31 protein-coding genes, 2 tRNA genes and 2 pseudogenes are annotated in these 25,723 nt (G+C 60.2%); 20 read left to right on the forward strand and 15 right to left on the reverse strand.

Going from position 1 to position 25,723, the window contains the following annotated elements:
• The first annotated feature begins 79 nt into the window (after positions 1-79).
• The 3 genes and pseudogenes from map (at position 80) to ABUE31_RS04705 (ending at position 1,892) form a co-directional block, all read left to right on the forward strand.
• Positions 80-907: a type I methionyl aminopeptidase gene (gene map, locus ABUE31_RS04695; RefSeq protein WP_367722326.1), complete on the forward strand. Its 828-nt coding sequence runs from the start codon at positions 80-82 to the stop codon at positions 905-907.
• A gap of 50 nt (positions 908-957) precedes the next feature.
• Positions 958-1,419, forward strand: a pseudogene (locus ABUE31_RS04700) (JAB domain-containing protein); the annotation flags it as partial.
• A gap of 68 nt (positions 1,420-1,487) precedes the next feature.
• Positions 1,488-1,892, forward strand: coding sequence for a hypothetical protein (locus ABUE31_RS04705; protein WP_367722327.1), 405 nt, complete (start codon positions 1,488-1,490; stop codon positions 1,890-1,892).
• Between the two features lie 27 nt (positions 1,893-1,919).
• Here the strand turns inward: ABUE31_RS04705 and ABUE31_RS04710 are convergent, their stop codons facing one another.
• The 3 genes from ABUE31_RS04710 to ABUE31_RS04720 form a co-directional block, all read right to left on the reverse strand.
• The gene (locus ABUE31_RS04710; RefSeq protein WP_367722328.1) at positions 1,920-2,198 is read right to left on the reverse strand and encodes a hypothetical protein; all 279 of its coding nucleotides are present in this window, start codon (positions 2,196-2,198) and stop codon (positions 1,920-1,922) included.
• Complete coding sequence (locus ABUE31_RS04715; RefSeq protein ID WP_367722329.1) at positions 2,198-2,386, reverse strand: hypothetical protein; 189 nt, start codon at positions 2,384-2,386, stop codon at positions 2,198-2,200. Before ABUE31_RS04715 ends, ABUE31_RS04710 begins: the two co-directional genes overlap by 1 nt.
• Before the next feature lie 302 nt (positions 2,387-2,688).
• Positions 2,689-3,651 (reverse strand): IS1595 family transposase, encoded by a 963-nt coding sequence (locus ABUE31_RS04720; RefSeq protein WP_367722330.1) that lies wholly within the window; start codon positions 3,649-3,651, stop codon positions 2,689-2,691.
• Positions 3,652-3,755: 104 nt separating this feature from the next.
• On the opposite strand from ABUE31_RS04720, the gene ABUE31_RS04725 reads away from it, so the two are divergent.
• Positions 3,756-3,980 carry a DUF6471 domain-containing protein gene (locus ABUE31_RS04725; protein ID WP_367722331.1) on the forward strand — a complete coding sequence of 75 codons (225 nt, stop codon included), beginning with the start codon at positions 3,756-3,758 and terminating at the stop codon, positions 3,978-3,980.
• Here ABUE31_RS04725 and ABUE31_RS04730 read toward each other — a convergent pair.
• Entirely contained in the window at positions 3,977-4,825 is an 849-nt protein-coding gene (locus ABUE31_RS04730; protein ID WP_367722332.1) for a hypothetical protein, read from the reverse strand. The genes ABUE31_RS04725 and ABUE31_RS04730 overlap by 4 nt on opposite strands.
• 64 nt (positions 4,826-4,889) lie before the next feature.
• On the opposite strand from ABUE31_RS04730, the pseudogene ABUE31_RS04735 reads away from it, so the two are divergent.
• Positions 4,890-5,201, forward strand: a pseudogene (locus ABUE31_RS04735) (JAB domain-containing protein); the annotation flags it as partial.
• 111 nt (positions 5,202-5,312) lie between these two features.
• Here ABUE31_RS04735 and tig read toward each other — a convergent pair.
• Positions 5,313-6,788: a trigger factor gene (tig, locus tag ABUE31_RS04740; RefSeq protein WP_367722333.1), complete on the reverse strand. Its 1,476-nt coding sequence runs from the start codon at positions 6,786-6,788 to the stop codon at positions 5,313-5,315.
• Positions 6,789-7,135: 347 nt separating this feature from the next.
• Here tig and ABUE31_RS04745 point away from each other — a divergent pair.
• Together ABUE31_RS04745 and ABUE31_RS04750 are read left to right on the forward strand one after the other, a co-directional pair.
• Positions 7,136-7,220: transfer RNA gene (locus ABUE31_RS04745), tRNA-Leu, on the forward strand.
• Positions 7,221-7,481: 261 nt separating this feature from the next.
• The gene (locus tag ABUE31_RS04750; protein WP_367722334.1) at positions 7,482-7,733 is read left to right on the forward strand and encodes a hypothetical protein; all 252 of its coding nucleotides are present in this window, start codon (positions 7,482-7,484) and stop codon (positions 7,731-7,733) included.
• Between the two features lie 81 nt (positions 7,734-7,814).
• On the opposite strand, the gene ABUE31_RS04755 is transcribed toward ABUE31_RS04750, so the two are convergent.
• Positions 7,815-7,893: transfer RNA gene (locus ABUE31_RS04755), tRNA-Glu, on the reverse strand.
• Between the two features lie 132 nt (positions 7,894-8,025).
• On the opposite strand from ABUE31_RS04755, the gene ABUE31_RS04760 reads away from it, so the two are divergent.
• From ABUE31_RS04760 to ABUE31_RS04785, 6 genes are all read left to right on the forward strand, one after another.
• Positions 8,026-9,456, forward strand: a complete 1,431-nt coding sequence (locus ABUE31_RS04760) for a tyrosine-type recombinase/integrase (RefSeq protein ID WP_367722336.1) — start codon at positions 8,026-8,028, stop codon at positions 9,454-9,456.
• Positions 9,457-9,552: 96 nt separating this feature from the next.
• The gene (locus tag ABUE31_RS04765) at positions 9,553-10,326 is read left to right on the forward strand and encodes a hypothetical protein (protein ID WP_367722337.1); all 774 of its coding nucleotides are present in this window, start codon (positions 9,553-9,555) and stop codon (positions 10,324-10,326) included.
• A gap of 124 nt (positions 10,327-10,450) precedes the next feature.
• Complete coding sequence (locus ABUE31_RS04770) at positions 10,451-10,627, forward strand: helix-turn-helix transcriptional regulator (protein WP_367722338.1); 177 nt, start codon at positions 10,451-10,453, stop codon at positions 10,625-10,627.
• An 11-nt stretch (positions 10,628-10,638) separates the two neighbouring features.
• Positions 10,639-10,842 carry a hypothetical protein gene (locus ABUE31_RS04775; protein ID WP_367722339.1) on the forward strand — a complete coding sequence of 68 codons (204 nt, stop codon included), beginning with the start codon at positions 10,639-10,641 and terminating at the stop codon, positions 10,840-10,842.
• Complete coding sequence (locus ABUE31_RS04780) at positions 10,839-11,357, forward strand: hypothetical protein (RefSeq protein ID WP_367722340.1); 519 nt, start codon at positions 10,839-10,841, stop codon at positions 11,355-11,357. The genes ABUE31_RS04775 and ABUE31_RS04780 overlap by 4 nt, the downstream gene beginning before the upstream one ends.
• Before the next feature lie 326 nt (positions 11,358-11,683).
• A complete protein-coding gene (locus tag ABUE31_RS04785; protein WP_367722341.1) occupies positions 11,684-12,094 on the forward strand; it encodes a GFA family protein in 411 nt (136 codons plus the stop codon).
• A 1-nt stretch (position 12,095) separates the two neighbouring features.
• On the opposite strand, the gene ABUE31_RS04790 is transcribed toward ABUE31_RS04785, so the two are convergent.
• Entirely contained in the window at positions 12,096-12,572 is a 477-nt protein-coding gene (locus ABUE31_RS04790; protein WP_367722342.1) for a hypothetical protein, read from the reverse strand.
• 360 nt (positions 12,573-12,932) lie between these two features.
• On the opposite strand from ABUE31_RS04790, the gene ABUE31_RS04795 reads away from it, so the two are divergent.
• The 5 genes from ABUE31_RS04795 to ABUE31_RS04815 all read left to right on the forward strand — a co-directional run bounded on the left by ABUE31_RS04795 (position 12,933) and on the right by ABUE31_RS04815 (position 14,568).
• Complete coding sequence (locus ABUE31_RS04795) at positions 12,933-13,088, forward strand: hypothetical protein (RefSeq protein WP_367722343.1); 156 nt, start codon at positions 12,933-12,935, stop codon at positions 13,086-13,088.
• A gap of 137 nt (positions 13,089-13,225) precedes the next feature.
• Positions 13,226-13,675: a DUF5681 domain-containing protein gene (locus ABUE31_RS04800; protein ID WP_367722344.1), complete on the forward strand. Its 450-nt coding sequence runs from the start codon at positions 13,226-13,228 to the stop codon at positions 13,673-13,675.
• Positions 13,672-13,890 (forward strand): hypothetical protein, encoded by a 219-nt coding sequence (locus tag ABUE31_RS04805; protein ID WP_367722345.1) that lies wholly within the window; start codon positions 13,672-13,674, stop codon positions 13,888-13,890. The genes ABUE31_RS04800 and ABUE31_RS04805 overlap by 4 nt, the downstream gene beginning before the upstream one ends.
• The gene (locus tag ABUE31_RS04810; protein WP_367722346.1) at positions 13,887-14,126 is read left to right on the forward strand and encodes a hypothetical protein; all 240 of its coding nucleotides are present in this window, start codon (positions 13,887-13,889) and stop codon (positions 14,124-14,126) included. Before ABUE31_RS04805 ends, ABUE31_RS04810 begins: the two co-directional genes overlap by 4 nt.
• A 193-nt stretch (positions 14,127-14,319) precedes the next feature.
• Positions 14,320-14,568 (forward strand): hypothetical protein, encoded by a 249-nt coding sequence (locus ABUE31_RS04815; protein ID WP_367722347.1) that lies wholly within the window; start codon positions 14,320-14,322, stop codon positions 14,566-14,568.
• Positions 14,569-14,618: 50 nt separating this feature from the next.
• Here the strand turns inward: ABUE31_RS04815 and ABUE31_RS04820 are convergent, their stop codons facing one another.
• The 4 genes from ABUE31_RS04820 to ABUE31_RS04835 all read right to left on the reverse strand — a co-directional run bounded on the left by ABUE31_RS04820 (position 14,619) and on the right by ABUE31_RS04835 (position 18,818).
• A complete protein-coding gene (locus tag ABUE31_RS04820) occupies positions 14,619-16,517 on the reverse strand; it encodes a class I SAM-dependent methyltransferase (RefSeq protein WP_367722348.1) in 1,899 nt (632 codons plus the stop codon).
• A gap of 29 nt (positions 16,518-16,546) precedes the next feature.
• Positions 16,547-17,497, reverse strand: a complete 951-nt coding sequence (locus ABUE31_RS04825; protein WP_367722349.1) for a hypothetical protein — start codon at positions 17,495-17,497, stop codon at positions 16,547-16,549.
• 101 nt (positions 17,498-17,598) lie between these two features.
• Entirely contained in the window at positions 17,599-18,246 is a 648-nt protein-coding gene (locus ABUE31_RS04830) for a class I SAM-dependent methyltransferase (RefSeq protein WP_367722350.1), read from the reverse strand.
• A 224-nt stretch (positions 18,247-18,470) separates the two neighbouring features.
• Complete coding sequence (locus ABUE31_RS04835; RefSeq protein ID WP_367722351.1) at positions 18,471-18,818, reverse strand: excalibur calcium-binding domain-containing protein; 348 nt, start codon at positions 18,816-18,818, stop codon at positions 18,471-18,473.
• Positions 18,819-19,616: 798 nt separating this feature from the next.
• Here ABUE31_RS04835 and ABUE31_RS04840 point away from each other — a divergent pair.
• Entirely contained in the window at positions 19,617-19,829 is a 213-nt protein-coding gene (locus tag ABUE31_RS04840) for a DUF982 domain-containing protein (protein ID WP_367722533.1), read from the forward strand.
• Here ABUE31_RS04840 and ABUE31_RS04845 read toward each other — a convergent pair.
• A complete protein-coding gene (locus ABUE31_RS04845; RefSeq protein ID WP_367722352.1) occupies positions 19,783-21,198 on the reverse strand; it encodes an MATE family efflux transporter in 1,416 nt (471 codons plus the stop codon). The genes ABUE31_RS04840 and ABUE31_RS04845 overlap by 47 nt on opposite strands.
• Before the next feature lie 494 nt (positions 21,199-21,692).
• Between ABUE31_RS04845 and ABUE31_RS04850 the strand changes: the two genes are divergently transcribed.
• On the forward strand, positions 21,693-22,541 hold the full coding sequence (locus tag ABUE31_RS04850; protein WP_367722353.1) for a FecR family protein: 849 nt from the start codon (positions 21,693-21,695) through the stop codon (positions 22,539-22,541).
• A gap of 233 nt (positions 22,542-22,774) precedes the next feature.
• Here ABUE31_RS04850 and ABUE31_RS04855 read toward each other — a convergent pair whose 3' ends face one another.
• The 3 genes from ABUE31_RS04855 to ABUE31_RS04865 form a co-directional block, all read right to left on the reverse strand.
• Positions 22,775-23,215, reverse strand: coding sequence for a Ros/MucR family transcriptional regulator (locus ABUE31_RS04855; protein WP_367722354.1), 441 nt, complete (start codon positions 23,213-23,215; stop codon positions 22,775-22,777).
• 61 nt (positions 23,216-23,276) lie between these two features.
• Complete coding sequence (locus ABUE31_RS04860) at positions 23,277-24,167, reverse strand: FecR family protein (protein ID WP_367722355.1); 891 nt, start codon at positions 24,165-24,167, stop codon at positions 23,277-23,279.
• 319 nt (positions 24,168-24,486) lie between these two features.
• Positions 24,487-25,317: a DUF1194 domain-containing protein gene (locus tag ABUE31_RS04865; protein ID WP_367722356.1), complete on the reverse strand. Its 831-nt coding sequence runs from the start codon at positions 25,315-25,317 to the stop codon at positions 24,487-24,489.
• Positions 25,318-25,723: the final 406 nt, after the last annotated feature.

Below are 25,723 nucleotides of genomic sequence, written 5' to 3' on the forward strand. Positions count from 1 at the left end.
GGGTTGAACCCGGCGCGTTCCGGTGCCAAATCAGGGCGGTCCAAGAAATTCTCAAGTCTTAGCGCCCGGGGCGTTCACTATGGTCACCTATCTCGACGCCGATACGGCGCCGCTTCGCAACACCGGCCAGATCCGCCTCTACGGGCCGGAGGCCTTCGAGGGCATGCGCAAGGCCTGCGCCGTTACCGCGCGGTGCCTGGACGAGCTCGCCGGCATGGTGGTGCCCGGCCTGACGACCGAAGCCATCGACCGCTTCGTCTTCGAGTTCGGCATGGACCACGGCGCGATGCCGGCGACGCTGAACTATCGCGGCTACACCAAGTCCTCGTGCACCTCGATCAACCACGTGGTGTGCCACGGCATCCCGGACAGCAAGCCGCTGAGGGAAGGCGACATCGTCAACATCGACGTGACCTACATCGTCGATGGCTGGCATGGCGATTCGAGCCGGATGTATCCCGTCGGCCAGATCAAGCGCGCCGCCGAACGCCTGCTCGAGGTGACGCATGAATGCCTGATGCGCGGCGTGGCGGCCGTCCGCCACGGCGCGCGCACCGGCGCAATCGGCGCGGCGATCCAGTCTTATGCGGAAGCCGAGCGGTGCTCGGTCGTTCGGGATTTTTGCGGCCACGGCGTCGGGCAGCTGTTCCACGATGCGCCCAACATCCTGCACTACGGCAACCCCAATGAGGGGGTGGAGATGCGCGAAGGCATGATCTTCACCATCGAGCCGATGATCAATCTCGGCAGGCCGCATGTGAAGGTGCTCGCCGACGGCTGGACGGCGGTTACCCGCGACCGCTCGCTGTCCGCCCAGTACGAGCATACGGTCGGCGTCACCGCCACCGGCTGCGAAATCTTCACGCTGTCGCCGAATGGGCTCGGCCGGCCGGGTCTGCCTTCGTAGTATTTCGAAGGCGACGGCCCTCGGCCGTCAGGGCTTCGGGCGGGTCGGCGATGGCGGGTCATGACGAGGACGAACGGGGCTTCTTTGCCGAACGTCCGTCGCCGCGCGTCGACAAGGGCGGTCAGCCGGACGACAGACCCCACTATCTCGGCCACCGCGAGCGGCTGCGCGAACGTTTTGCCGCATCGCAGGCGGGCGAGGGCCTGGCCGACTACGAACTGCTCGAACTGCTGCTGTTCCGGCTGATTCCGCGCAGCGACACCAAACCGATCGCCAAGGCGCTGCTTGCGCGCTTCGGTTCCCTGTCCGAGGTGCTTGGCGCGCCGGCGGCGCGGCTGCGGGAAGTGAAGGGCGTGGGCGCCGCCGTGGCGCTCGACCTGAAGGTGATCGCCGCTTCGGCCAGCCGCATGGCGCGCGGCGAGATCAAGGGACGCGAGCTGCTGTCCTCCTGGGAACAGGTGCTCGACTACTGCAGGGCCGCCATGGCCTTCGAGGAGAGGGAACAGTTCCGCGGCCTTATGTATCAAGAGCACCAAACGCGCGCACGATCTAAAGCCCCGATTCCCCTAGAATATGGGGTATGCCGAGGAAAGCGCCAATCGTTCGTTCCGTCCGATACGAACACGCCATCAACACGCTGGTAGCGAAGCGCGCCGAGATATCGGGCCTTGTCCAGTTCAAGGGTGCGGACCTGGCCGACCAGCTAGAGCACATTGACGCGGTGCTGGTCATTCTCGGCTACAAGGGCGACCCGTCGCAGATCGTGCCGCGACGACGCAAGGCGAACCGCTTCCGCAAGGGTGAGCTTCATCGGCTTATCCTGAAGCACGAAGCCGAAGGCAGCCAATCCAATCGCGAGACGGCCACGCGCATTGTGCTGGCGAAGGGCTGGGACGCCGCGCATATCAAGCCGATCATGGATTGCATCAAGACGGCGAAGGGATGGCGGCGGCGGTCAGCCAGAACGGCAACGGCGGGCAACTAAACGTCACCCGCCGCCATTATCGGCTTGTTAGGCCGCCTTGCGCCACGCTTCGACAAGCGCGCCGCCATCGACAAGGAGCTTGGTCCATGCCGCACTCTTGGCTTCGATCACCAATAGAAGGTCCTCTTTGCCGAGAATGGTTTTCACCTGATCACGAAGCTGCGCAGCCGTACCCGAATACTCGACCCACCATACTGTTTCGAGGATTCGGCCCCGGTTTGCCACCAGCGCCTTTAGATGATCGTCCATCTCTTTGTGAGACGGGCGAGGTCCATTCAGGTCATAGGTGATAACGAAGTTTGCCATCACGCAGCCCTCCGGGCGTCGTCCTGGCTGCCGGGGTGTTTCCGGCCTTTCAGCACGTCGTTCACGCGGCCTGGGTTGACCCCGTATGATGCCGCGATGTTGTGCTGGTATTCGCCAGCCCAATGACGCTGCCAGATATCGACCGCGTCATTGTAGGTAAGCTGGTAGGGTGGTTCGTTCGCCTTCATCGTATAAGACTTTCTTTATGTCCTATACGGTGGAGATGTAGAAACCCCTTGACATGCGGGCATATGGTGCCCACTTATGCCGCGTGATCACATCCCCACCGCAAGGTGGCTTCAAAAAGGCCCGGTTGGTGTTTGCGCACCGCCGGGCCGCTCGTTGTTTGCCCTTAACGAAGGGTAAACATGGAGAAATATAAGCGCCCGAAAGGCCGATTCAAGCATTCGGCGCAATATTCTTCCTTAAAACCGACGTTAATCAGAATATTCGACTCAAAGATCATTTGTATGCAAATGATCTTGCGCCGTTACTGCGCGCGCTGCCAATAGCCAGCCCACACCCGCGACACCGGATGATTGAGCGCGCCGCCGAGGATAGCGAAGGCGTTCGCCCCGTTTGACCGGCGACGGTGATCCTCCAGCCATGCCGCGTGATTGGCGTACTGGTACAGGTACTTGTGCGACACGAAATGGTGCTGGCCGGCGACCATGCGGCGAAGCCGGGAGAAGTAGCTTTCGACCATGTTGGTGTGCTTGCCGTGGCCGTCGCTGTAGGACTGCGAATGGTTGATGCGGCCCGTATCGAACTGCGCTTCCAACACATCCCAATGCGAGGCTTCGTCAGCGAACAGCTTGGCGTCGGCAACCATGCGGGCGCGGGCGATCTCGACGCCCTCTGCCTCAGCGCGGCGCACGAAAGGCAGGGTGCGACCGGCGCGCTCGCGAAGGGCGATGACAACGCGGCGGCGGTCGGAACGGTTCTCGGCAAGGCGGCGGTCCTTACGGTCCTCGACGCGGTTTTCCTTGCGGACATGGCCGCCGAAATAGGCACCGTCGATCTCTACTTCGCCGTCCAGAACTTCGTTGGCAGTCTCGGCTGCCAGCGCCTCACGCAGCTTGTGCGCCAACACGAAAGCCGTCTTATACTGACAATCCAGATCACGGGAGAACTGGACCGCCGACATGCCCTTGGAGCCGTTCACAAAGAGGCAGATCGCGGCGAGCAGATCGACAAACGCCATCTTGCGCGAAGCGAAGATCGTGCCGGACGTAACGCTAAACTGATGCTGGCAACCGGCGCACTTGAACTTGCGGCGCGTCGGAATGTTGTAGTGATCCAGGCACCCGCACTTCGGGCAAACCGGCTCACCATTCGTCTGCGACCAGCGAAGGCGCTTGAACGTCTCGTAAGCCTTTTCCTCGCCGCCCTTGTAAATCTCCTTGAGGGAGAGGGTGCGGCTTTCGGCGGAGAGAAGGAAGTGCTGTGCCATTTGTCATCGTTTCCGATACATGTGTATCGGATATAGTGCGTTGACGTACGGCAGTCAATGGCATATGTCATCGTTTACGATACTTTTTACATCGGAGACGATACATGCCAGATCGGACGGACTATGAAGCCTTCGCGGCCAACCTCCTAAAGGCCGAGTTGAAGCGAAGGGGCGTCACCTATGCGCAACTCGTGGACAAGCTGGCTGAAATCGGCGTTTTCGAGAAGGAAGTGAACGTGCGGAATAAGCTCTCTAGGGGCAAATTCACGGCTGCCTTTCTCCTACAATGTCTGCGAGCAATTGGCGCTGAAACGCTACGATTGGACTAGTCCAGATCGATCACGCTATGGAAGGCAGTCACGGCGTAGTGCGTCATTTTCTCGCCGGATGCTTGGACCATGACATCTACAACGAAGCCGCGCTTGTAGGCGTTCTCGTCAGCCTCGCGGATGATCTCGCGGATTTCCTGTTCCGCGAGTTCGGACGCATACATCACCGGCATTTCTTTCTCTGATATCTCCGCGATCAACACGCGCTCGCCAGATCGCTTGTTGACCGTGGCATCATGCACGTCCGTCCGGGTGTAGCGCATGAGAACACGCCTATGCGGGACAGAGTCCGGCTTGGTGAGAAGCTTTTTCCGGTCATCGATGTTCTGCTGCGCCGTTCTGGCCTCTACAGCCGAAAATTGGAAGGCAACGCGGATTTGCGGGCCATCCTTTTCGAAGGCAGTTGCAGTCAAACGATGGCTAGCCAGAGGGTCGGCTGCTATGGATTCCGTCGCGCGGTAGTAGTCATTCAATTGCGCGGTAGTATCAAGTTCACCGTCCGGGACCTTGTTCGTGATTAGGGCCGTCATTCGCCGGCCCCAACGCCTAACGAATTCCTCCAGGATCAAGATTTGATCCATGTTGTTGATGACGACTCCGGCAGCTATCGTAAGCCCGGTTATCATGTCGGCCTCGACGCATCCGCTTCGGACTTCTCGGAGGTAGATGCGCGGATCGGCTTTAGCGCCCGGATAGGTATCCGCGACATAGCGCTCAAACTCATTCGCAATCGACGTGAACGCGCCGACAAAATCGCCAAGCTCTATCGGCTCGGCGGTGTCTAGCTTCAAAGTCAAAATGCCTGACTGCTCCCCCATTACTTGAGAGTAGCTTTTCTCATTCATTTGTCCATCTCCAATGAGATGGCCCTATGCGGCAGAGCGAAAGGCTTGGTGCCTTTGCTACATAAGGCCGCAGTTCCGCATCCTCTTCCTCGACAAGAAGAACGCGCTGATCGCCGACGAGGTGCAACAGACCGGCACCGTCGACCACACGCCGGTCTATCCGCGCGAGGTCATCCGGCGCGCGCTCGAACTCTCCTCGACCGCGATCATCCTGGTCCACAACCATCCGTCGGGCGATCCGACGCCGTCGCGCGCCGACATCGAGATGACCAGGACCATCGTCGAGACCGGGAAGCAGCTGGGCATCGCCGTGCACGACCATATCGTCATCGGCAAGAAGGGCTTCGCCAGCATGAAGGGGCTGCGGCTGATCTAGCAGGCTCGGACCGGCTCCAACCGGGCCAGGTGCATCAACGCCGCCATGAATGAAAAAGGCCGCCCGGATTGCGCCGGGCGGCCTTTATTTGAAGTCTGTTCCTGGCAGCGACTATTCGCTGTCGGCGGCCTTCTTCTTCGGAGCGGCCTTCTTCTTCGGCGCTTCCGCCTTGGCCTCGTCGCCAGCCGCGTCGTCGGCCTTCTTGGCCTTCTTCGGCGCAGCCTTCTTGGCCGGCTTGGCCTCCGCCTCTTCGTCGTCGGCCATCAGTTCTTCCTTGCTCACCTTGGTGTCGGTGACGGAGATCTGGCCGAGCAGGTGGTCGATCACCTTCTCCTCGAAGAGCGGCGCGCGGATCGACGTGATGGCGTCCGGATTGCTGCGGTAGAACTCGAACGCCTGCTGCTGCTGGTCGGCCGGGAAGCGGCGGACGGTGTCGAACAGGGCGCGCTGGACCTCGTCGTCGGCGACCGTGACGGCAGCCTTCTCACCGATCTCGGCCAGCACCAGCCCGAGGCGCACGCGGCGCTCGGCGAGCTTGGTGTATTCCTCGCGCGCCTCGTCCTCGGTCGTGTCCTCGTCCGCGAAGGTGCGGCCGGCGGCCTGGAGGTCGCGGTTGACCTGGTTCCAGATGTTGGTGAACTCGGCTTCCACCAGCTTGGAGGGCGCCTCGAAGCGATAGGCGGCGTCGAGCTGGTCGAGCAGCTGGCGCTTCACCTTCTGGCGGGTCATCTGGCCGAACTGGCTCTCGATCTGGCCGCGCACGATCTCGCGCAGGCGCTCGAGCGATTCCAGGCCAAGCGCCTTGGCCGTATCGTCGTTGATCTCCAGCGGGCCGGGCTTCTCGACCTCCTTGACGGTGACGTCGAAGGTGGCTTCCTTGCCGGCCAGGTTGGGCGCGCCGTAGTTCTCGGGGAAGGTGACCGTGACCTGCTTCTCCTCGCCGGCCTTCACGCCGATGAGCTGGTCTTCGAAGCCGGGGATGAACTCCTTGGAGCCGAGCACCAGCGGCTGGCCTTCGCCCGCACCGCCCGCGAAGGCTTCGCCGCCGATCTTGCCGACATAGTCGATGGTGACGCGGTCGCCTTCGGCGGCCTTGCCGTCCTTGGCCTCGTAGGTGCGCGCGGATTCGGCGACGCGCTTGACCTGCTCGTCGATCTCGCTGTCCGGCACGTCGAAGACCTGGCGGGTGACCGCGATGTCGGAGAACGCCTTCAGTTCGATCGTCGGGATCACCTCGTAGGCGAGCTGGAACTCGAGGTCGGCGTCGCCGGCCAGGATCTTCTCGGCTTCCTTCTCGTCCTCGGTCATCGTGACTTCGGGCTGCATCGCGGCCTTCTCGCCGCGGTCGGCGATGATGTGGCGGGTCTGGTTCGACAGGATGTCGTTGACCACCTCGGCCATGAAGGACTTGCCGTACAGCTTGCGCAGGTGCTGCAGAGGCACCTTGCCCGGACGGAATCCGTTGATGCGCGCCTTGTCCTTGATGTCGTTCAGCCGCGCAATCAGCTTGGCTTCCATGTCCCCGGCCGGAACCGTGACCTTGATCTCACGCTTGAGGCCGGAATTCAGCGTCTCGGTTACCTGCATCGTCAAAACCTTCGTTTTCTATAATCCAGGCATCCTGTACGGCCTTGCCGTTCAGCCTGCCGGTGTATTCTTGCCGGGATGGCTAGTGGGTGTGCGGGTTGGGCGACCGTCATGCCGGCCGTTGCCGGCTCGGATTCCTTGCGCTCGACACGCGCGGCGGCGAGTAAGTCCTTGAATTTGAAGTGCCTTACCACGCCCGCCAGCGGCGGATCTTGTTCTCCCGTCACAATTGCCACGCCTTTTGTCATACGCGACGCCGATTTTCAACACTTCTTCGCACTGCGGCCGCCTAGCTGTCCGCCGCGAGATTGACAGAATGATGGCTGACATGGGATTGGCGGCCCGTTGCGGATGTGGCGGAATTGGTAGACGCCCTGGATTTAGGTTCCAGTGCCGAAAGGCGTGGGGGTTCGAGTCCCTTCATCCGCACCACTTTTCTCCTGTTTCTGGCTTGGTTTTCCCGAAACGGCACGGTTGATGCGGCATGGAAGTTGCTGCGCCATCTTTGCCGGCCGTTCGCCGGTAATCGTCCGCGTGATGGGCGTCGCTCGCCGGGATTGGGGCTACTGGGTTGTCCCGGCGGGCTTGCCCGCCGGTCATGCGGCCCGCTTCGCCGCTCGCACGGAGCGCCTTGCGCCGCGGATGGAACTCGCAGCCAGGTGCGGCGTTTCATGAAGGCCTAGCCATCGGAAGGTGAGTGCCGCCATGGGATGCCATCATCATCACCGGGACGACCTGGTCGAGGCCGTCAGGTGCAGCGTGCTGGGGAGCGGCCCGGGGTTGCTCCTGCCGACGTCGAAAGCCGTCGAGGAACTCCGGATACTCACCGGCGACTTCGTGACACCCGACCGGGATATGGCCGACGAACTATCGACGGTCGCCGTCAAGCTGGGGTGTGCGGTGGTCTTCGACGAGCAGGCTGGTGCTGAAATGACTCTGTTCTAGTGCCCGGGCGCGAATCGAGGAAACTAGGCCTCGAGTCTTTCGACCGCGATTTCCGTCTGGGTAATCATCAGGGGAGAAAAGTGGTACGCCCAAGGGGAATCGAACCCCTGTTACCGCCGTGAAAGGGCGTTGGGTAAGCAGGCCCTGTTTCCCACTTCGCCCCTCGATGTTCCTCACTGTTTCGTGATTGTTCCATGCCTGTTCCTGATGGGGAGAGCTGGCGTCCCTCATTGTCGTAGGGCGTGCAGGACTGTATATTTGACGGATATTTGACGAGTTGGTGGCCGCATCTATGTCGAAGACCCTCCATGAAGCCGCTCTATCTACGCCGAATGCCCGAAAGGGACTGCCTGAAGGCAACCACTGGCGCGGCATCAACGCCGACGTTCACCTTGGGTACCGGAAGCAGAAGCGGGGCGGGCGCTGGATGGTCCGCTGGTATCGCGGCGACCAGAAGTACAAGCAAGCCACGATTGGTTCGGCCGACGACGGCAAGATGGAGGCCAACGGTGTTGACTGTCTGAGCTTCGAGCAGGCCAGGACAAAAGCAGCGAAGGTAGCCAGCCAGGCGCGCGCTGAGGAAATTGCTGCCGCGGATGGGCCGACACCGACTGTGGCAATGGCCGTCGAAGCTTACTGCGAGGCCCAGGAGGCGAAGGAACGGGCTGCTGGGGAGGGTAGGGGCGATGCTCGCCTGCGGCTCACGAAGCACGTGCTGTCCACCAAGCTGCCTAATGTTGCGCTGCATTCGCTGACTGAAACAGACCTAGGTAGATGGCGCTCGGGGTTGTCCAAGGAACTCGCTCCGGCGACGGTCCGACGGATCGTCAACGATCTGCGGGCTGCTCTCAACGCGGCAGCGATGAAACACCGCGCTCGCCTGCCGGCCGAAATCTCGATGATTATCAAGGCGGGGCTGGCAACCGTTGATGCCGAGACAGCCCAAGCCCGCGACAAGCAGGCTCTACCTGACGCCGATATCCGCCGGATTGTAGAGGCGGCAGCGACCGTCGATGCTGAGGATAGATGGGAAGGCGACCTGCTGCGCTTGGTGCTCGTGCTGTCGGCAACGGGTGCACGCTTTTCGCAAGTCAAGCGCAACGCTGTTGGCGACGTCCAAATCGCCCAGGGACGTCTTATGGTTCCGACGAGCCGGAAGGGCAGGGGCAAGAAAAAGGCATCTCACATCGGCGTCCGGATCGGTTCCGATGTCATCGAATCGCTGCGCCCCGCCATCGCAGGACGCCGAGCGAAAGAGCCACTCCTGGAACGCTGGCGCCACAAACAGCAAAAGGCGGGTGACGATTGTCCGGCTCGTTGGGAACGCAAAGGGCGGAGCCCATGGCGTTCGGCGTCGGAATTGCAGCGTCCGTGGCAGCGCATCGTGAAAGAAGCGGGCCTGCCGGCCGATACCGTTCCGTATGCGCTCAGGCACTCGTCGATCGTCCGCCAGCTTCGCGCCGGGCTTCCCGTGCGCCTTGTCGCGGCTCTGCACGACACGTCCGCGCGTATGATCGAGCTTCACTACTCCGCCGCCATAGTTGACGCTCTGGACGAACTGTCAGCCGGTGCAGTGATTCCTCTTGTCCCGACCTCTGGCAAAGGCGGTGCCGCTCAGAGTCGGATAGTCACGGCCACCCGACAAGCCGGCGAAACGCCTGCCGGTTTCCCTGCGGCCCTACAAGCGGACGCGGATGGCGCGCGGACAAATGGCAGACCATAGGCTTTGGCGTCGACAGACTCAACGGGCGCATGACGCGCTAGGGCAGATCTACAGGACGTGTCGGGATGTTCCGCATAGACTCGGACTTTACCACTGATGGTCACAGCCAAGCGCCTCAACCTCTCGTCGTTTGTCGGTCCTGACATCGATTTTGTTATCTCGGATGAAAATTTTCGCGATCTCGAAACGGCATATCGCCGTACGTTGACCGTCGCCCAACGCGAGCGTCTTCACTGGCTGTGTACCCAATACATTCACTTGAAGAGGGTGGAAGACACCGCAGAAACGTATGCAGACTTGGAACGCCTGTTCTCGAAGTTGGAGGACGTCGTAGATCATTTTAACCGGCTGGCCTGGGGGCCACTGATTCCGATGTCCGACGCCGGAGCCGAGTTGTCTGGACTGCTGGATACGCACTTGGAGCGGCAATCAATTCCCGCTCCACGCAACTGCCTGAAGATATATGATGAAAACGCTTTAGAATTTATTGACGTGGAAATCGAAGGGCCGCCCCTGCGCCTGCTACTAACTGCGAGCGCCTTGGAGCACGTCGCCTATGGGTTGAATACGGCAATTCGAGGAATCGCCAGCGAGATAGCAGAACTGAAGGCCGATAGGTCCAATCCTGGCTTTACTCCGGGCGAAGCGTTTGGCGGCTGGCTACGAACTATGCATTTCTGGGCGAAGGAGAATGGGTTTACCGCTGGCCCGTACGTCAACAATGCCTACACGCGCAAACGCGGCCCCACTTCTTTCGCGATGATGCTTTACGACTTGAACGAGCTTTTCCCAGAGGGCTATCGGGAAGCCGTCTCCTCGCCAATGGCTATGGCTGATAGATTGAAGGTTGCACTCAAATCGCGTGCTTAGGGGGGCAGTTTCCACACATGCACTTGGGGACTTGTCACCCCCATTATTAATGATCGGCTCAACCACCTACTTCCTTCTCCAAGCACACCGGGTTGCGTTCGGGTGTGTTCACAGGAGAAAATCAATGACCCGACTTTCAGTCACCATCCCCGAGGCGGTCGCAATGACTGGCATCTCGCGGACCTCCCTCTACAAGCTGTTCGCCGAAGGCAAGCTTCCCCGCAAGAAAAACGGGAAGCGCAGCCTCATCCTCGTTGAAGACCTTGAGCGCGTCGTCAAGTCGCTGCCGGAAGCGGCGTAAGGCGGTGCGAGATGATCCCACATAACAAAACCGCCGCCACGACTGGCATCGTGGACGGCGGCGTAGTGAAGAACGTTGTAAGAACCTCTTCCATCGGTGGCCGAACGATCCACCTTGGCGGTTACGTTGAGAAGGGGGACGCCATCGCAGCGCGCGAAGCCGCCGAGCAAGAGCACTTTGGCGAGTTCGCTCCCAGAAAGGCGGTGGCGCGATGAGCCGCGACTTCACTCCGGTGTCGCCGTCGATCTGGTCCAGCCCCGCATTTCTGAGGCTGGACGGGGACGGTAGGCAGCTCCACCTATATCTCATCACAGGGCCGCACCAGAACAGCGCTGGGTGCTGCCGGTTGAGGGAAGGCTATGTGCTGGCCGACCTCGGCTGGCAGTCCAAGCAATATCGAACGGCGCTCGCCAACGTGATCGCCGCCGACCTGGTGATGCACGACCCGGCCACCCACGAAACCTACGTCAAAAAGTGGTTCAAGCATCGGGGCAACATCCCGACGAACAAGGATCACGCCAAGGGCACCATGAAGCTGATTTCCAGCATCGCCAGTGATGACATTCGTGAGGTCGTGGAGCAGGACTTCATGCAGACGGAATGGGGCGCCCGAACGTTCCCGGTCACGCCGGCAAATGACGGGGAGCATCCATTTGCTCCGTCACCGAACTCTGGTGTTTCAGACGCCCTTGTCAGGTCAAAATTGGTGTCTGGAGGGTGTCGGATATGACAGCCTCTCGGCAGCCTGTTGCCAGGGTCCCGACACACAGAGACAGAGACCGAGACAGATACAGAGACCGAACAGGAACAGACACCAGACAGAAAAAGAGACAAAACAGAGACTTTGCGCTTCGCGCTGGTTTTCTTTTTTGGGCTCTCAGCCTCGAAACGTCGTGTTGGCGGAAACATCCCTGGGCTTCGGAGGAAAGGGCGCAAGGCATCGGCCTCAGCTCCAACTGGAGAACGTTGGACGCGACGGAGGCCATTTCGTCAGACCATGCTGCATCTGGTATGCTGGAAGGCGTAGAGGCGATTTGCGTGAGGTTGGAGGTTGTGATGATCTCTGGTGGATGCCTATGCGGCAAGGTTCGATACCAAAGTGACGCGGAGCCGATCACCGCGCGGCTCTGCTGGTGTCGTTTCTGCCAGTATATTGCTGCCGGGAACGCAGCAGTGAGCGTCTGCTTCCCGGCCTACAGCATGACGATCACCGGTGATATGCGCGATTACGAGAGCGTCGCCGAAAGCGGCCACAGGATGCACCGGCGCTTCTGCCCGAACTGCGGGGTGCATTTGTTCAGCGAGGCCGAATCACGCCGGCACTTGATCTTCGTCAGAGCAGGTACTCTCGTCGACCCAGGAATAGTCCGGCCGGCGGCTACGATCTGGACAGCGAAAGCGCCGGCTTGGGCCTGCATAGATGCATCGTTGCCCAGTTTCGAGAGACAGCCGCCGCCGGTCGCCTGAGTTAAAGGAACCGGCTTAAGGTCCCGGCAACCGGCGATAGCCAACGCCACCATACCCACGGGTTGCAGGCAATCTGTTGATAGCTCAGCGTAACGCTGTGCACGCCGTCGGCATAATCGACTACGGCACCGATTCCGACGACGGGAAAGCCGGACGGCAGCAAAACGAAGCGGGCGCGGACTTCTGAAATTGTCTCCGTAAATTGGCCTTGGCCGACGATCGTCGTGGGACCTTGATAGCTGCCGTCTGGGCTATTGAAGTTGGCACCGATACTTACTGTCCCGGCGATACCCGGATGCTGGGATATGACGATCACATCTACAACCGGAGTCATGGTAGCGCGGGGAGGTAGCGCAACAACGCACTCCTGCACCGCGTTGATCGTGATTTCAAATCCAGCAGATTGAACGAGGACGCCGGGCTGAGGAACTTCGGCTGGATTGGTGCGCAGGGTGCGCCACACGCTTGCTACATCCATGCTTTCATCTCCCGTACTCCAATCGTCACTTTGTAGGCGTTTGCCCTCATGCTTGTCGGGAAGGTGGCTGAAATAAAGGTTGCTCCCGCAATCGGCGAGCCGTCAATAACCAGAGCCAGGGCCGATGGCTGGCCCGTCACGACCGGAAGAGCAGGCAAAAGCGAAAACATCGCTTTCCAAAGCACGAACCGGTCGAATTAATTTCTTAGATGGCAAATGCTGGAAGTGTGTCACACCGTCCCCAAGTGTCCCCCTCCGTATCCGGTCGTTTCCCTGTAAGCCATTGATTTAACGTCAATTTGCCTTTCGCGCAACAACAGAAATTGATACACTCGGCTGGCGATTTGCAGGAGCCAGGCCATGCAATTTTCAAAGCCGATGAATGGTCACATACTTGTCCCCGTTTCACGCGAGGAAAAGGCCGCCCTGCATGCGCTGGCTCGTGCGCGGAGCGTGGCCCAGGGCCAGTTGATCCGCGACGGCGGGATTGTTCGTCTGGAGATGGTTGCAGCGTGATCCGGCCGGCCGAACCCGACTTGACGCCGACGGGATTGTGGAGCCGCCACAAGCACGACCGCCGGTCAATCGGCGGCATCATTTTGATATGCGTGCGGTTTCATTGAGCCTGCCAAAGCAAGGGAACAAACACGCGAATGACGCAACTGAACGAACCGCCAAAGGACACCAGGTGGAAGCCCGGTCAGTCCGGCAATCCAAATGGTCGACCGGCCGGCTCACGTTCCAAGGTCTGTGTTGCCCTCGATGCTCTGGCCGAAGGCGAGGCGGAGGAAATCGTTCTTTCGATGATCGAGAAGGCGAAGCAGGGCGACAGCCAGGCAGGCCGTACCCTTCTCGAACGCATCTGGCCGGCAAGGAAGGGCGCTCGCATCGCATTCAGGCTTCCCGAGGTGTCGAAGGCCGCAGAGCTTCCTGGCGCAATTGCCGACGTCAACAGGCAGGTTGCCGAGGGTGACCTTTCTCCCGAGGAGGGCGCAGTGATTGTCGGCCTGCTCGATGCGCAGCGAAGAGCCATCGAGACAAACGACCTCGCGGAGCGGATCGCGGCGATTGAAGAAAAGATGGCGGCGGGGAAACGTCGATGAGCCTGCGCTCCCGTATTTCCAGGATCGAATCCGCATCCGGTCCAGTCCGCGTGCTGGAAGTCGCCGCTGCCGACCTCGACGACCTTGCCGAAAAGCTTTTCTTCTCAGCATCCGGACCTGTCACCGTTCGCGTAACAGGCTCTGTTGCAGGAGAACCATTCGACGAGATGCACGAGCTGCTGAGCCACGAAGATTATCTGGAGCTGCTGGATTGAACCTCTCTGCGCGCGTCTCTCGACTGGAGCAACGGCACGGCGGCGGCAACCCGCTCGACGACCTGACCGACGAGGAATTGGAAGAAGCCATTGAAGCGCTGAACCAGCGTATGGCCGATGCTCTCGGCTCAACTTCGGCAGACGTGGCAGCCGCTTTCGTTGATGTCCCTTGCGACCTGTCCGACGAACAGCTTCGCGCACTCGCGGCGCGCATCAAGGGAGGAAGCCTTGTCTAGTTCTCTCTCCTTGAAACTCGACAGGCTTGAGGCGGAGATGTCGCCGCCATCTGATCTTAAAATCATTGTTTCGTTTATGAGCGAAGAGGAATTTAAGGCGCTTCACCCTGACGCTCGGAGCCCCGTTTCTGTCACCATCACGGATGACGACGAGTGTGGCTTCGTCCACTCTCCACACGTGGGAGCCTGACGAATGGCAAGTACGCTCGCCGCGAGGTTGGAGAAGCTGGAAGCGAAATTGGCCCCACCTGAAGCTGCTTTGCGCTGCTGGACTGTCGTCTGCAATGAAGGCGATGAGGCCGCCGCCGGTGTTCTGGCGCAAGCGCACGGCTATGATCCTGACGACGACGGCCATTTGTTGATCACGCGCTCAATCGTAACGCCTGCGGGCCGTTTACCTAACAGACGGGAGCCGTACCTTCTCGACCGGTTTCCAGGCTAGGACTTCGACACCTGCCGCTTGTGTACCGGAGGCCAGTATGCGTAACCGAGCTACCGCCGCAGTTTGGAAACAACCGCTCGAAGGGGGGCGGTCAGCTTCCAGGATGTCGAGTTCAGCAGCGCGTCGCGCTCCATTTCGACCTGGACAAGTCTCGCTCTGAGACCTGCCATATCGCCGGACCCGACCCCCTGAAGCGCGGCGGCCTTCGGCGGGCGGGCCTGTTCCCAGGCCAGCTTTCCGATGCCTCCAAAGATCACCTGCAGAAAATCGTTCGCCAGTCCGTCGGGGAACGGTACTTGTGACCCGTCGATAGGTTTTCGGAGCGGGCAAGCCTCGCCGACCAAGAGCACGCCGAGCCCGTGCCCATGGCCGAACTCGAAATGAGGGTAGCGGGTACGCACCGATCTCCAAAAGCGCCACACGCCGAAGTCTGCGTGAAATTCGTTGATGTCGTGGAAAATGATTATGCCGCGGTCAGACATTTTCGGCAGCCAGGAATCGAAGTCGTTCTGGACTGCTTCAATGGTGTGAAACCCGTCAATGTGAAGGAGGTCGATGGAGCCGTCCTCGAAACGGGGAAGCGCCTCGTTGAAATCACCGCGAATGTACCCGGCATAATCATCGTACTTGCGCAGCTTGGAGACAAAGGAGTCGAAGACGTCCGACGCATAGGAGCCGGTGTGTGGGTCGCCGGCCCAAGTGTCGATCCCCACGCAGGATGCCTGTGTCCCGGTCGCCCGCACCGCCTGGCATGCCGCCAGGAAGCTCGCGCCACCAAAAACGCCGAGTTCGACGTAGCGCCTGGGCCGGAACAGCGTCATTAGGCTGAACAAGAAGGGAATATGCTCTCCCCAGGTGCTGGCCGCCGGATCGCCTATCTTCCAGAAGGCGGATTGAAGTGCCGTAACCAGATCGGGCAGAGTGATGCTGTCATCTTCGAGATGCTCGAGTTTGCTGAACGTCCGGTCGGCAAGGTTCAACTTGGGAACGATGACACCGCCCGCGATCCTGTACAGGCTGTCGGGCAGTTTGATGAGTGATGGTGCGCTCAATTCAATCACCTGCTTCAGTAAGGGGAGGGTTTTCGGGCACGTCAGAATGTCGTGCAGATCTGCTGGCTCGGTCTCTTGCGCGCGGGCTTCGGCCTTCACTCCGACAAATGTTGCCGTGAACGGTTCGAACTCGCTGCTGTCGACACGGGCCGGCCGATTGAGGACACGTTCGCCGTAGTCCCACACCAGGGCAGGGACATTCTGCCAATCGGGTGAGGTGGCGAGTGTTCCCAACAGCGCCGGATAGTGCCCGTGGACCCCGCTTCCCGGGTTCGCCATCCTTGCTCGTAAAAAGTTGCGGGTTCCGCCCAGCACCTTTCGCCACAACTGTTCAGGAGACCTTATCGGGAAGTGGTAGAGTTCGCCGACGACATCGGGAGGAACGGCGCCATGTATGCTGTTCCACACGCTATGGGCGCCGAGCGTGACCTCGTAGCTGGGATCCGCCGCAATTCTGCGAATAATCGCGACCTTGCCGATGGCGGAAGTACGAACCTGCCGGAAACCGGCGCTGTTGCCGAAAGTCGATGTGGGCGTCGAGAGGTAGCAGTTGCGCCAGTTGAACAGCGCAATGCCTGTCTCTTCGGCCCGCTGCAGTCTTGCGGCGAGTTCGTCGCGCGACGCATAGGGGAAGAACTCGTCGGGGTCCAAGTAGAAGAACCAGTCGGCGTCGGTGTTGACGAGAGCTTCGTCGCAGGCCAGACGCAGGACATCCCTTTTTGCGAAGGCGGCGTCGAGGTACCGGAGCACTACCATTCCAGGCCAGTCGCGCGCGCGCTTGACCAAGCGTTCGTAGGTGCCGTCGGTCGAGCCGTGATCAACGAAATAGGCAAAATCAAAGATCGCCTGGGCGTGGTCGATCCAAGCGTCGACTATCCCGATTTCGTCGCGGACCATGGTCAGGACCACGGTCTTTAGGGTCGGCCCTACAGACGAGCAATCCGATCGATCAGCCGCGTTAGTTCTACCATGATGTGGGAAGTGCTGCTCCGTTGGCGCACTTCCTCCATCATTTCCAACCCGCGATTCCACTCTGTTCCTCCAAAGGTCTCCACAGCCTTGGAAATGATCGAATTGACCGAATGCAAGGCGTTGTCCTTAAGCAAATACGGATAATCGGAGCCGAGATAGAACAAGGCATCTGACTCGTCTGCCGGGACAATTATGTTGCTCAAGCAATGAGCAGCGGTGAACCCTTTTGTAAAGGGCTTAAAAGAATCGGGGGGAGGGTTTCTCCGGGGAAGAGAATGTTCCCTGACAGCATAGTGACAATTGTATCTGTTGAGCTTCCTGAGCCACGACCTGTCGGTGACTTCCGAATTGTTGGTCTGGACGAAATCGATAGCTGCGCCAAGGTTTTCCCTGTGCAGCGCGTTTCGATATTCACCGAAGTAGCCGATCCGGCAAGCATCGGATGGCGGTCGTATGACGCCAATTTCGGGGTCCACGTGGTGGGTTACGCGGTGAACCATCTTGCCCGGGTAGCGATCGAGTAGATGGCGCTCCTGGCGTATCGACGAGGCGATGTAGACGTCGACGAACTCATGAATGTCATCGCGCGGGGGATAGTCCAGGAAATCCGCGCAGACGACGCTGGCGTTGCGCCGAAGCGTAGCGACTTCCTCGGGTGTGATCGAATTGATGATGCTCGTCGTCAAAATCAGTACGGCATTCGATAGAGAGGCCGCTTCGGAAAGCTCGACGAAGTTGACGTCGATCGTGCCGGAGAACCGAACCCGAGCCATCTCGGAGAGCTGGACACCGCGCATCAGCGTGCCGCTTCTAAGATTGTCGCGCCTATAGACCCAGGTAAGGGATGACGGCAGCCGCCTTGCCGCGCTCGTTCTCGAAATTGGATGGTCCATCAGTTGCGGCATTTCGCGGTTGCCCTAGCCTGAGCTCAAGTGAAGTTGAATTACGTTAGGACGTAATTGCCATCCGGCGAAGTCGGCGCGCGCCCCGCAGTCCAGGCAACAGGCTAGCGTTGGTAGTAGGCGATCAATCGGCTGATCGGGTGCTGAATCTCGGTAGACACCAGCATGAAGTCCGGCTTGCGCCCGAACCATGCTTCGACCTTCGCCTCATCCACGGGATCATGAACGTGCCCCGTGCGAACGTCCGGCTTCCACTTGTAGGGCACAGACACAAGAACGCGAGGGGATAGTCGAAGCAACCTTTGTGCGAAGGCCTTGGCATCGGGGATGTGCTCCAAGACCTGTAGGCAAATCGCAACATCGAACCGCTCATTCGGGTCGAAGTCGAAGAAGTCGCCTTGCAGCCCTTCGATGCCTGGGCCGGCATAGGGGCGGTTCAGATCAATCGAAACGCGACGGTCGAACCATGGGAACCAATCGAGACAAGGGCAGGCGTTGGAGCCGACGTCGATGATCGTTTTCTGGTCGCGGCCAATGAAGCTGACCAGAGCTTTGACGTGCTGGAGATAGACCGAGTTCTTGCGCTGCTCCCAGTAGGCTTTCGATTCTTCCGGCATCGGGGATTCGGGAGCGCGGACAATCCGATTTGATGGCTGAACGACGCGGAACGGCCTCTTGCCTTGGGCAAAGTCGACGGCGGCCTTCAAGTGCCCCTTGTTCAACGGTGCGCGCAAGCCCGGCAGTCTGATCATCTTATATCCCCGTGGTCCCGCGAACCTAACTGCTCCCATTCCTCCCCGCAAACAGGAGAAGCTAATGTTCGACGAAGCAACGCTTCGCGCGATCGACGTCATTGCTGCGCGCGGGGGGAACGATGCTGCGGGCTGCCACGCTGGCGCCGATCAGAACCATGGAGGGCTCGAAACGACAGAGCCCACAGGGGGGCTGCGCATCACCGCAAGCTCACGATCGCAGTCTATCCGCGCTTCTTCTTTTTCTTTGGCTCACAGGCAATGCCGTCGCCATCCCTGTCCAGGCCGTAGATGTCAGTTCCGATGACGCGGATTGGGCCGGTCACATATTCAGGGCCATCGCCTTTGCCGCCCTCGCAGTCGACGTCACTGGCAACTGGCACACACGGGTCATAGTTGGGATCGCATTGCTGCGCTATGGCCTGGCCGGACAACAACGTCGCCATGATCGCGATGCCCGCGGCTCTCATGTGGCGGGCAATTGCAGTCGGAATCTCATAACAGGCAGAGGATATTCTGGTGGCGGTCGGCCACCAAATGAAAACGCCGCCCGAAGGCGGCGCCATGGGCATGGCAGTCGCTGCCTATGCCGGCTTGAGCGGCCCTGAAACCAGAGCCAACCCATTGGTGGCGACGACTTTACTCAGCAATTCCCGGCGCTCGAGAACAGGCTTTTCGTATGACTGTTTCATGCTACCCCTCGTCTAGGCTTGTTGGGATCGGGCCGCCGAGGAGCTGTCATACTCTGGCGACCCTGACCACGAGCGAATTTGGGCAACTCATCGCGGCTGCCAAAACCATACCATCGAGGGTTGCGTCGTCATAGACGGTGCCGGCTATGGCAGTGAAGCGTTGGCCTTATATGCGATGCCAAAGCGGTCTCTATCCCCTGACGCAGAGCGTCGCAACTGATCGCGCCAGATCGAACAGCGAACAAACGAGTTCAGCAATGCGAAGCCGCTCGTCGCTTTGTCTGATCCCGGAGTCTAGGCAGTATCGGTTGACTACCTGCCTGAGGACGGCCAACTGATGTGGGGTAGCCGTGAAAGCCATAACGCTTACTCCTGTGGCGGGCCGAAAGCGTGATCGACTCTTCCAAGCGCCCGTGTGCCGATTGATCGTCGGGCGACAAGGACAGCATGCGCATCAATGATGAAGATAGCGAGGCATTCAGGAACGGTTTTCCCCAACCAGTCGGCGATCGAATACTTGCGTTTCAAGCAATGAGAGGATGGTAACAGTGCTGGGGCGGGCGGAACCCGGCGAGGCCCGAGCTACCAAACCGCCCCCCCCTGAAAAGCGGTGACTTCTCCAGTCATGCTGGCTCGGGCCTCTCATAGCAGAGTGCGGGGCAAATCAGCGTGGAAGACATGCAGTTCGACGAACCGGTGCACGTCCAGTTGAAACCCGGCAAGATCCGCGCTGTGACGTGGACCAGCCAGGCAGCCAAGGCACTGCTCTACGAATGGCTCGACAAGCGGGGCAGACGGCACCGTACAGCGCGACAGGCATGCCTCGACGTGATGAGCGGTGTTGTCAGGTCGAAAGCGTGTTCGGCACTTCCAGGCGCCCGCCTGCCTTGAACAGTCCCCATCTGAGTTCTTCGCTCTTCGCCGTCTGACGGAGCACAACAATGGTCAGGGTGGCGAGCAGGATCTCGGCGATCGGACCGGCCATCCATATGCCCGTTTCACCGAGGGCCAATGGAAGCAGGAACGTCAGCGGAATGGCGAACAGGTAGGGCTTCGACAAGCCGAGGATCGCCGCTCGACCCGCATCGCCGATCGCCTGGAAATAGGTGGCGATCATGATCAGCGGGCCAGCGACAAAGAACAGCGCCACCATGAAAGGCATGATCCGGGCAACCTCCGCTACAACTTCTGCGTCTTCAACGAAGAGAAAGCCGATCGGACGAGCAAGGCAAATCAGCGCGATCTCGGCAGCGAGGCAATAAACAAGAGCGATCGTCACGCCCAACCGCAGGCTGCCGTCGGAACGGTGCCACAGGTTTGCCCCGTAGTTGTTGCCCGTGATTGATTGCAGGGCGTGTGAGAGCCCGAGCAACGGAAGGAACGTGAAGGTCATGACTCGGGTAATGATGCCATAGGCCGAGACCGTGGTCGCGTAGGTGCCCGTGTCCACGAGTTGTAAGGCGGCGATGATTGCCGCCGAGCCTAGCGCGAGGCCGATGAAATTAAGGCTTTGTGGTGCCCCTAGCGCCAGAATGCGCTTCCACGCGGACAGGTAGCCGTGTTGCAGCAGAGCGCCCGGTCTAAGTTCTGTTCGCCCGTGCAAGCGGAAAGTCAGAATGATCGCGAAGGCGAGGGCCTGCGCCAGCACGGTTCCATAGGCCGAGCCGGCGACGCCGAGACCCAGTAGCGCGATCAGCACAAAGTTGAAGCAGATATTGGCCAGCGAGACGAGCAGGCTCATCGCGGCCATGAAGCCGACGCGACCTTCATTGCGAAGGGCGTCCGAGTTCACTGCGAGAACAAAAAGTACCGGCGAGAACAATACGGTGATACCCAGATAGACGTGCCCCATCTCGGCCATTGGCGCCGAGCCTCCGGCGGCAAGCAGCGTCACCTGACGGCCAAAAATCAGGAAAAGAAGGACGAGACACAAGCTGAGGCTGAGCGCCAAGCCGTGTGCGCCTGCAAACACGGCACGCGCTTCATCGTGACGGCCGCCGCCCAGATGCCTGGCGAGCAGGCTGGACATGCCGCTGGCTACCAGCGTGGCAAGCGCCACGATCAGCATGTAGAGCGGAAACATCAGTGTAACTGCGCCGAGCGCATCGGGCCCGACGAATATGCCTAGGTACACCGCGTCGACAACCGCGAGCAGCCCGTTCATGCTCATCACGAAGATGATGGGCAGTGCAGTTTTCGCAAAGATGGCGCCAAGAGGGCCATTGGTGAACGCGTTGGGGGCGGCGGCTTCAGACGACATCCCAGTCTCCCGTCTCAGGCACTCGCGGCTGATGATGGGGGCTCGCATTGCCATCCGCGCAAATGCGTGGAGGGTGTTGGGTGGTCATCAAAGCCAGAACTTGACCGAGACGAGAAGTCTGCGAGCGGCAGGTGTCTGGAACCTTGACGTTCGAATAGTGAAGGGAAAGCACGGCGTCAACTGTCGAGGCCGATGGTCACAGTTCGAATGCTTGTCGGGCGAGCAGATCGACCCCGTCATCATGGTTTCGATCAGGAGCTGAGGCACTCCGAATGCCGGGTGGCGGTAAACATGTTCAGGCGAGTCCGACCCGCCCGTGCGGGCGCGTTGGTGTTTTCCAGCTACCCATTTGCCGTTGGCCAATGGAAACGGTCAGGGCATTCGGGCGAAGTATCACGTGACCGTGAGCTAGGTTGACACCAGGTAGTGTGAGGTAAACACTGCTCCGAGCAGCATTGGGACACGCCAACTCTGGTCTTCATAGGAGGCGAACAATGCGTGGTGGGCTTTGCCGGCTCGTGGGCGCCGGCCAAATACTTCTATTAGCTACCGTCGGCGCTGCTGCTCAGCAGGTTGGCGAAGCTGTATTCATCAAGACGTCGGTCACGGGCAATGGCCGTACCCTCGCGATCCGGTCGCCTGTGCATCGCGATGAGCGGATTCGGACATCCGCTGGCGGTCTCGGCGAGTTCGTATTTCGGGACGGGACAAGGTTCGCTGTAGGCGGCAACTCCTCGGTGGTCATCGACAAGTTTGTGTACGACAGTAGCAACTCGGCCAAGAGCATCAGCGTCAAGGCGGCGAAGGGCAGCTTCCGCTGGATTAGCGGCGGCGCGAACTCCTCGGCCTACAAGATCGCGACGCCAGCCGGGACGATCGGCATTCGCGGCACCGCGTTCGACATCTTCATCGGATCCGGCGGCCAGACGGCGGTGGTTCTGCTGAAGGGGTCGGTCCGGTTCTGCGGCTCCAACGGATGCCGCGACCTGCGCCGCAGATGCGATTACATCGCAGCGACGCCGCGAGGCGGCGTCAGCAATCCCAAGCGGGTCAGCCGAAACGCTTTGCGGGAGATGAGGGATAGCCGGGCTCTCCCCTTCATGACCGGTAGGCAGCGGCTTTCACGCAGGTTCCAGGTCGGCGTCGACTGTATGTCTACGGCGACACTAAACCCCAACCGCACTTCGGCGCCTTCACGCTCGATGGGCACGCCGGACTCGGGTCCTGGGCCTTCACCATCTCCGTCGCCATCCCCATCCCCGTCCCCCGGCAGGGGAAACAACGGCAAGGGCAATGGCGGAGGCGACGGTTCGCCGAACGGCCGTGGCGACGCGGACCGGTAGGCTTTGGCTGCACTGCCACTTGCCGTGTCAGGCAGATTTTGGGGCAGCGCAGACTCTGGCGGAGCCGTGCTTCCCTGGGCTTGCCAATGTGAATTTAGAATACCGGAAATGAAAACGCCGCGCGAAGGCGGCGCTTCAGGCGTTGAACCGACCGGCGCGCCCGTTCCAGAGCGGGCGCGTCGAGCACCGGTTCCTAAGCTTTTCCGGTGTGACCCGGCCTGGGGCGGTGTAGGCTACTTGCCCCGTCGGTGTGCCGGTTTGGCCTTCGCAGCAGGCTTCCTTCCCAGTCCAATCTTCTTTGCCAACGCAGACCGCGCCGCGGCGTAGTTGGGCGCCACCATCGGATAGTCGTGCGGCAGGTTCCACTTCGCACGGTATTCTTCTGGCGATAGCCCGTAGTGGCTCGAGAGGTGACGCCTGAGCGACTTGAACCGCTTTCCGTCCTCGAGGCAGATAATGTAATCGTCGTGAACCGACCGCTTCGGGTTGACAGCCGGCTTTGGCGGTTCAATCTCCTCGGCCACTGGCGTGGACAACCCCGAGACTGCGGAATGCACGGTCGCGATCAACTCAGCCAAATTGGACGAGGGAACGGAGTTGTTCGCGACATAGGCAGATACGATCTCTGCCGTGAGTTCGGCGAGCAGCCCGTCGCTATTCGATGTTTCGGCCATCTTGGTTCCTCCAGTGTCGGACGCAACAGCTAGCTGGCGTTGAGGACCTTAGGCAGACGCATCAGCGAAAGATGTCGCTAAAACGACCGTTTGGCGACCCATCTCCGCCTCCATTGCCTATGCCGTTGTCGCCTCTCCGGCCCCTCCCGCCTGTGTCTCCCCTGCCTGGCGACGAGGACGAGGGGCCAGACGAGGGACCAGACGAGGGCGACCCCGTTTGGGAGTTTGAGGAACCGGGCGTGTTCGACCCGGGTTGGCCTGTTTTAGGATCGACAAGCGAAGCAGCCGTCAGGCAATCGTTCCCAACGCGAAAGCGCTGCGAGAGCCTTTGTCCACCAGTGACGAAAGGCAATGCCCTGGCGTTCCGCAGCTTGCGAATTGCGTCCTGGCCAATTCGTGCCGGGTCGCTCACCCCGCCTTTGGGCGTGGCCACGATGAAATCGCACCGGCGACGAAGGTCGCGGCAGCCATTTGCCCCGCAGAATTGAACTCTTCCTTTCAGAAGCACGACCGCCGTAACCCCGCCGGGACCAACGTAGACGTCGAACGCGGTGCCGCGGACACCGATGGTGCCAGCAGGCGTGGCGATCTTGTAGGCTGGCGACTTCGATCTACCACTGATCCAGCGAAAGCTCCCCTTTGCGGCCTGCACGCTGAGGTCTTTTGCGGATCGGTCGTCATCAAAGACGAACTTGTCGATCACGACGGAGGAATTCCATCCGACGGCGAACTTGGTGCCGTCTCGGAAAACGAATTCGCCCAACCCGGTGCTGGACGTTCGGATTCGTTCATTGCGGTGAACAGGCGAACTCGTCGCCAGCGTGCGGCCGTTGCCGGTCACGGAGGTATTGATCAGCACCGCTTTGCCCACCTCCTGAGCGAAAGCAACCTGAAAGCCAGCCCCTAAAAAAACCGAGCCGGCAACAAAAAATCGGAAAATCCAGGCACGCATTTGTTTGTCCTTCCGCCCAAGTGACAATATTATGCCGTAGCGTCGTATCATGCGCTCGGGTTCAGACAACTGCGTTTGTCGAGATTACCCCGCTATTTCGGTGTAATCCTATCGCAATGCTATTGGCCTCTACGCAGGCGGACCAGCACACAGTTCGCCTAGCCGAGAGGCCCGACTGCCGGTTCTCCGGGCGGGGAGAGTCGCCAGCCGGGCCCTGCCGGGAAAAGTTCCCAAGCCCCGGCACTTCGACGAAATAGTCCAGTTTCGGGCGTATTTATGACCTCGGCTATCGCAGCCGCACCAGCCGCCCATTGCTTAATTAGCAAGGACGTATAAAGCGAACAGCGATGTCGTGTCGTCGTTGGCTAATGCGCCCGTCGAGAGCACATGCGATTGTCTTCACGGGTTCGACTGAAAACTCGATCCCGTTGCCATATGGCCCCATTCGCCTCATTTCGCTGATTTCCTGAACCAGCTTTCGCCGAAGTGCGCCTGCGTAGTGTTGCTGTGATTTGGGTGCAATCGTGAACGCATTGGGCCCGCCGATCACGCGGTCTGCAAAGTAGTCGGTAAGATCGTAAGGCAGACCCCGCGTGTATGCCGGGAGGGCAATGGCGTTTATCGTGATTCCCCTCACGATCGCCCTTTCTCGACTTGTCGCGAGGGGCGGCCCATCGTTGTTCGTACCGTTGCCGGCGACGTCGATGACCTTTCTGCTGGCTGTTCCGTTGAACGCGGCAAGCAACCGGAGCGATTGCTCGATGGCAAAGGAAATCGAGGTGTCGCCTCCATGGCCTTCAACCCTGCCGTTTCCCGCGATGATCGCAGACGCACCGGCTGCGTCACTCATTCCACAAACCTTTGTCCACGGAAGGATGGTTCGCCCCCGACCGTTGCTCGACCACTCGAAATAGAGAATGCCGATGCAGCCTGCATGGTTGGCGACGATCGCACGAACAACGTCATCGGATTGCAGCGCCCAGGCATGGCTCTCCCGTTGCAGCTTTGCCGTGTCGAGGTCGACTGATGACGAGATGTCCACCGCGAACACGAGCGCAAGGTCTACATCAACATGGGTGGCCGAAGCCGGTACAACGGTCCCGACGCAGACCGCGCAAGTGGCCATCAGACGGGCCAGGCACAACGTCATGATACCGCCCCCCATTGCTTGTGGCCCGGTTGCGGCGGGCAGATGCTGGGTCCACAACCGGGCCTAGCCGGTTCCTCGTCCCCCGGCCAAGTATTAGCATCTTCATATTTGCGATGAATGCAAACGATCGGGACTTGCCAGTTTCGTCGGTGTGAGGAGTAACTGCGTCCAACCTCGCGGCCGAGGAGCAATCGAATGGAATTGGGCTGGCGTCGGGCGTGGGAAGATGTTGAGGACGACTTCGTCTACTGCGACGACACCGGACGGCAGCTAGGCCGGGTGTATCTCGGTCATATGCGCCATTGGCTTTGGTTCTTCGGGGGCTTCGCTCTAGGGCCGCTGGTTGCGGCCAGGCGGGGCAGTGCTATCGTGTCATCAACCTGGCACTGCAAAGGGGTCCAGGTGA

The organism is Mesorhizobium marinum, assembly GCF_040813675.1.
In the GTDB taxonomy this organism is placed as follows: domain Bacteria; phylum Pseudomonadota; class Alphaproteobacteria; order Rhizobiales; family Rhizobiaceae; genus Mesorhizobium_K; species Mesorhizobium_K marinum.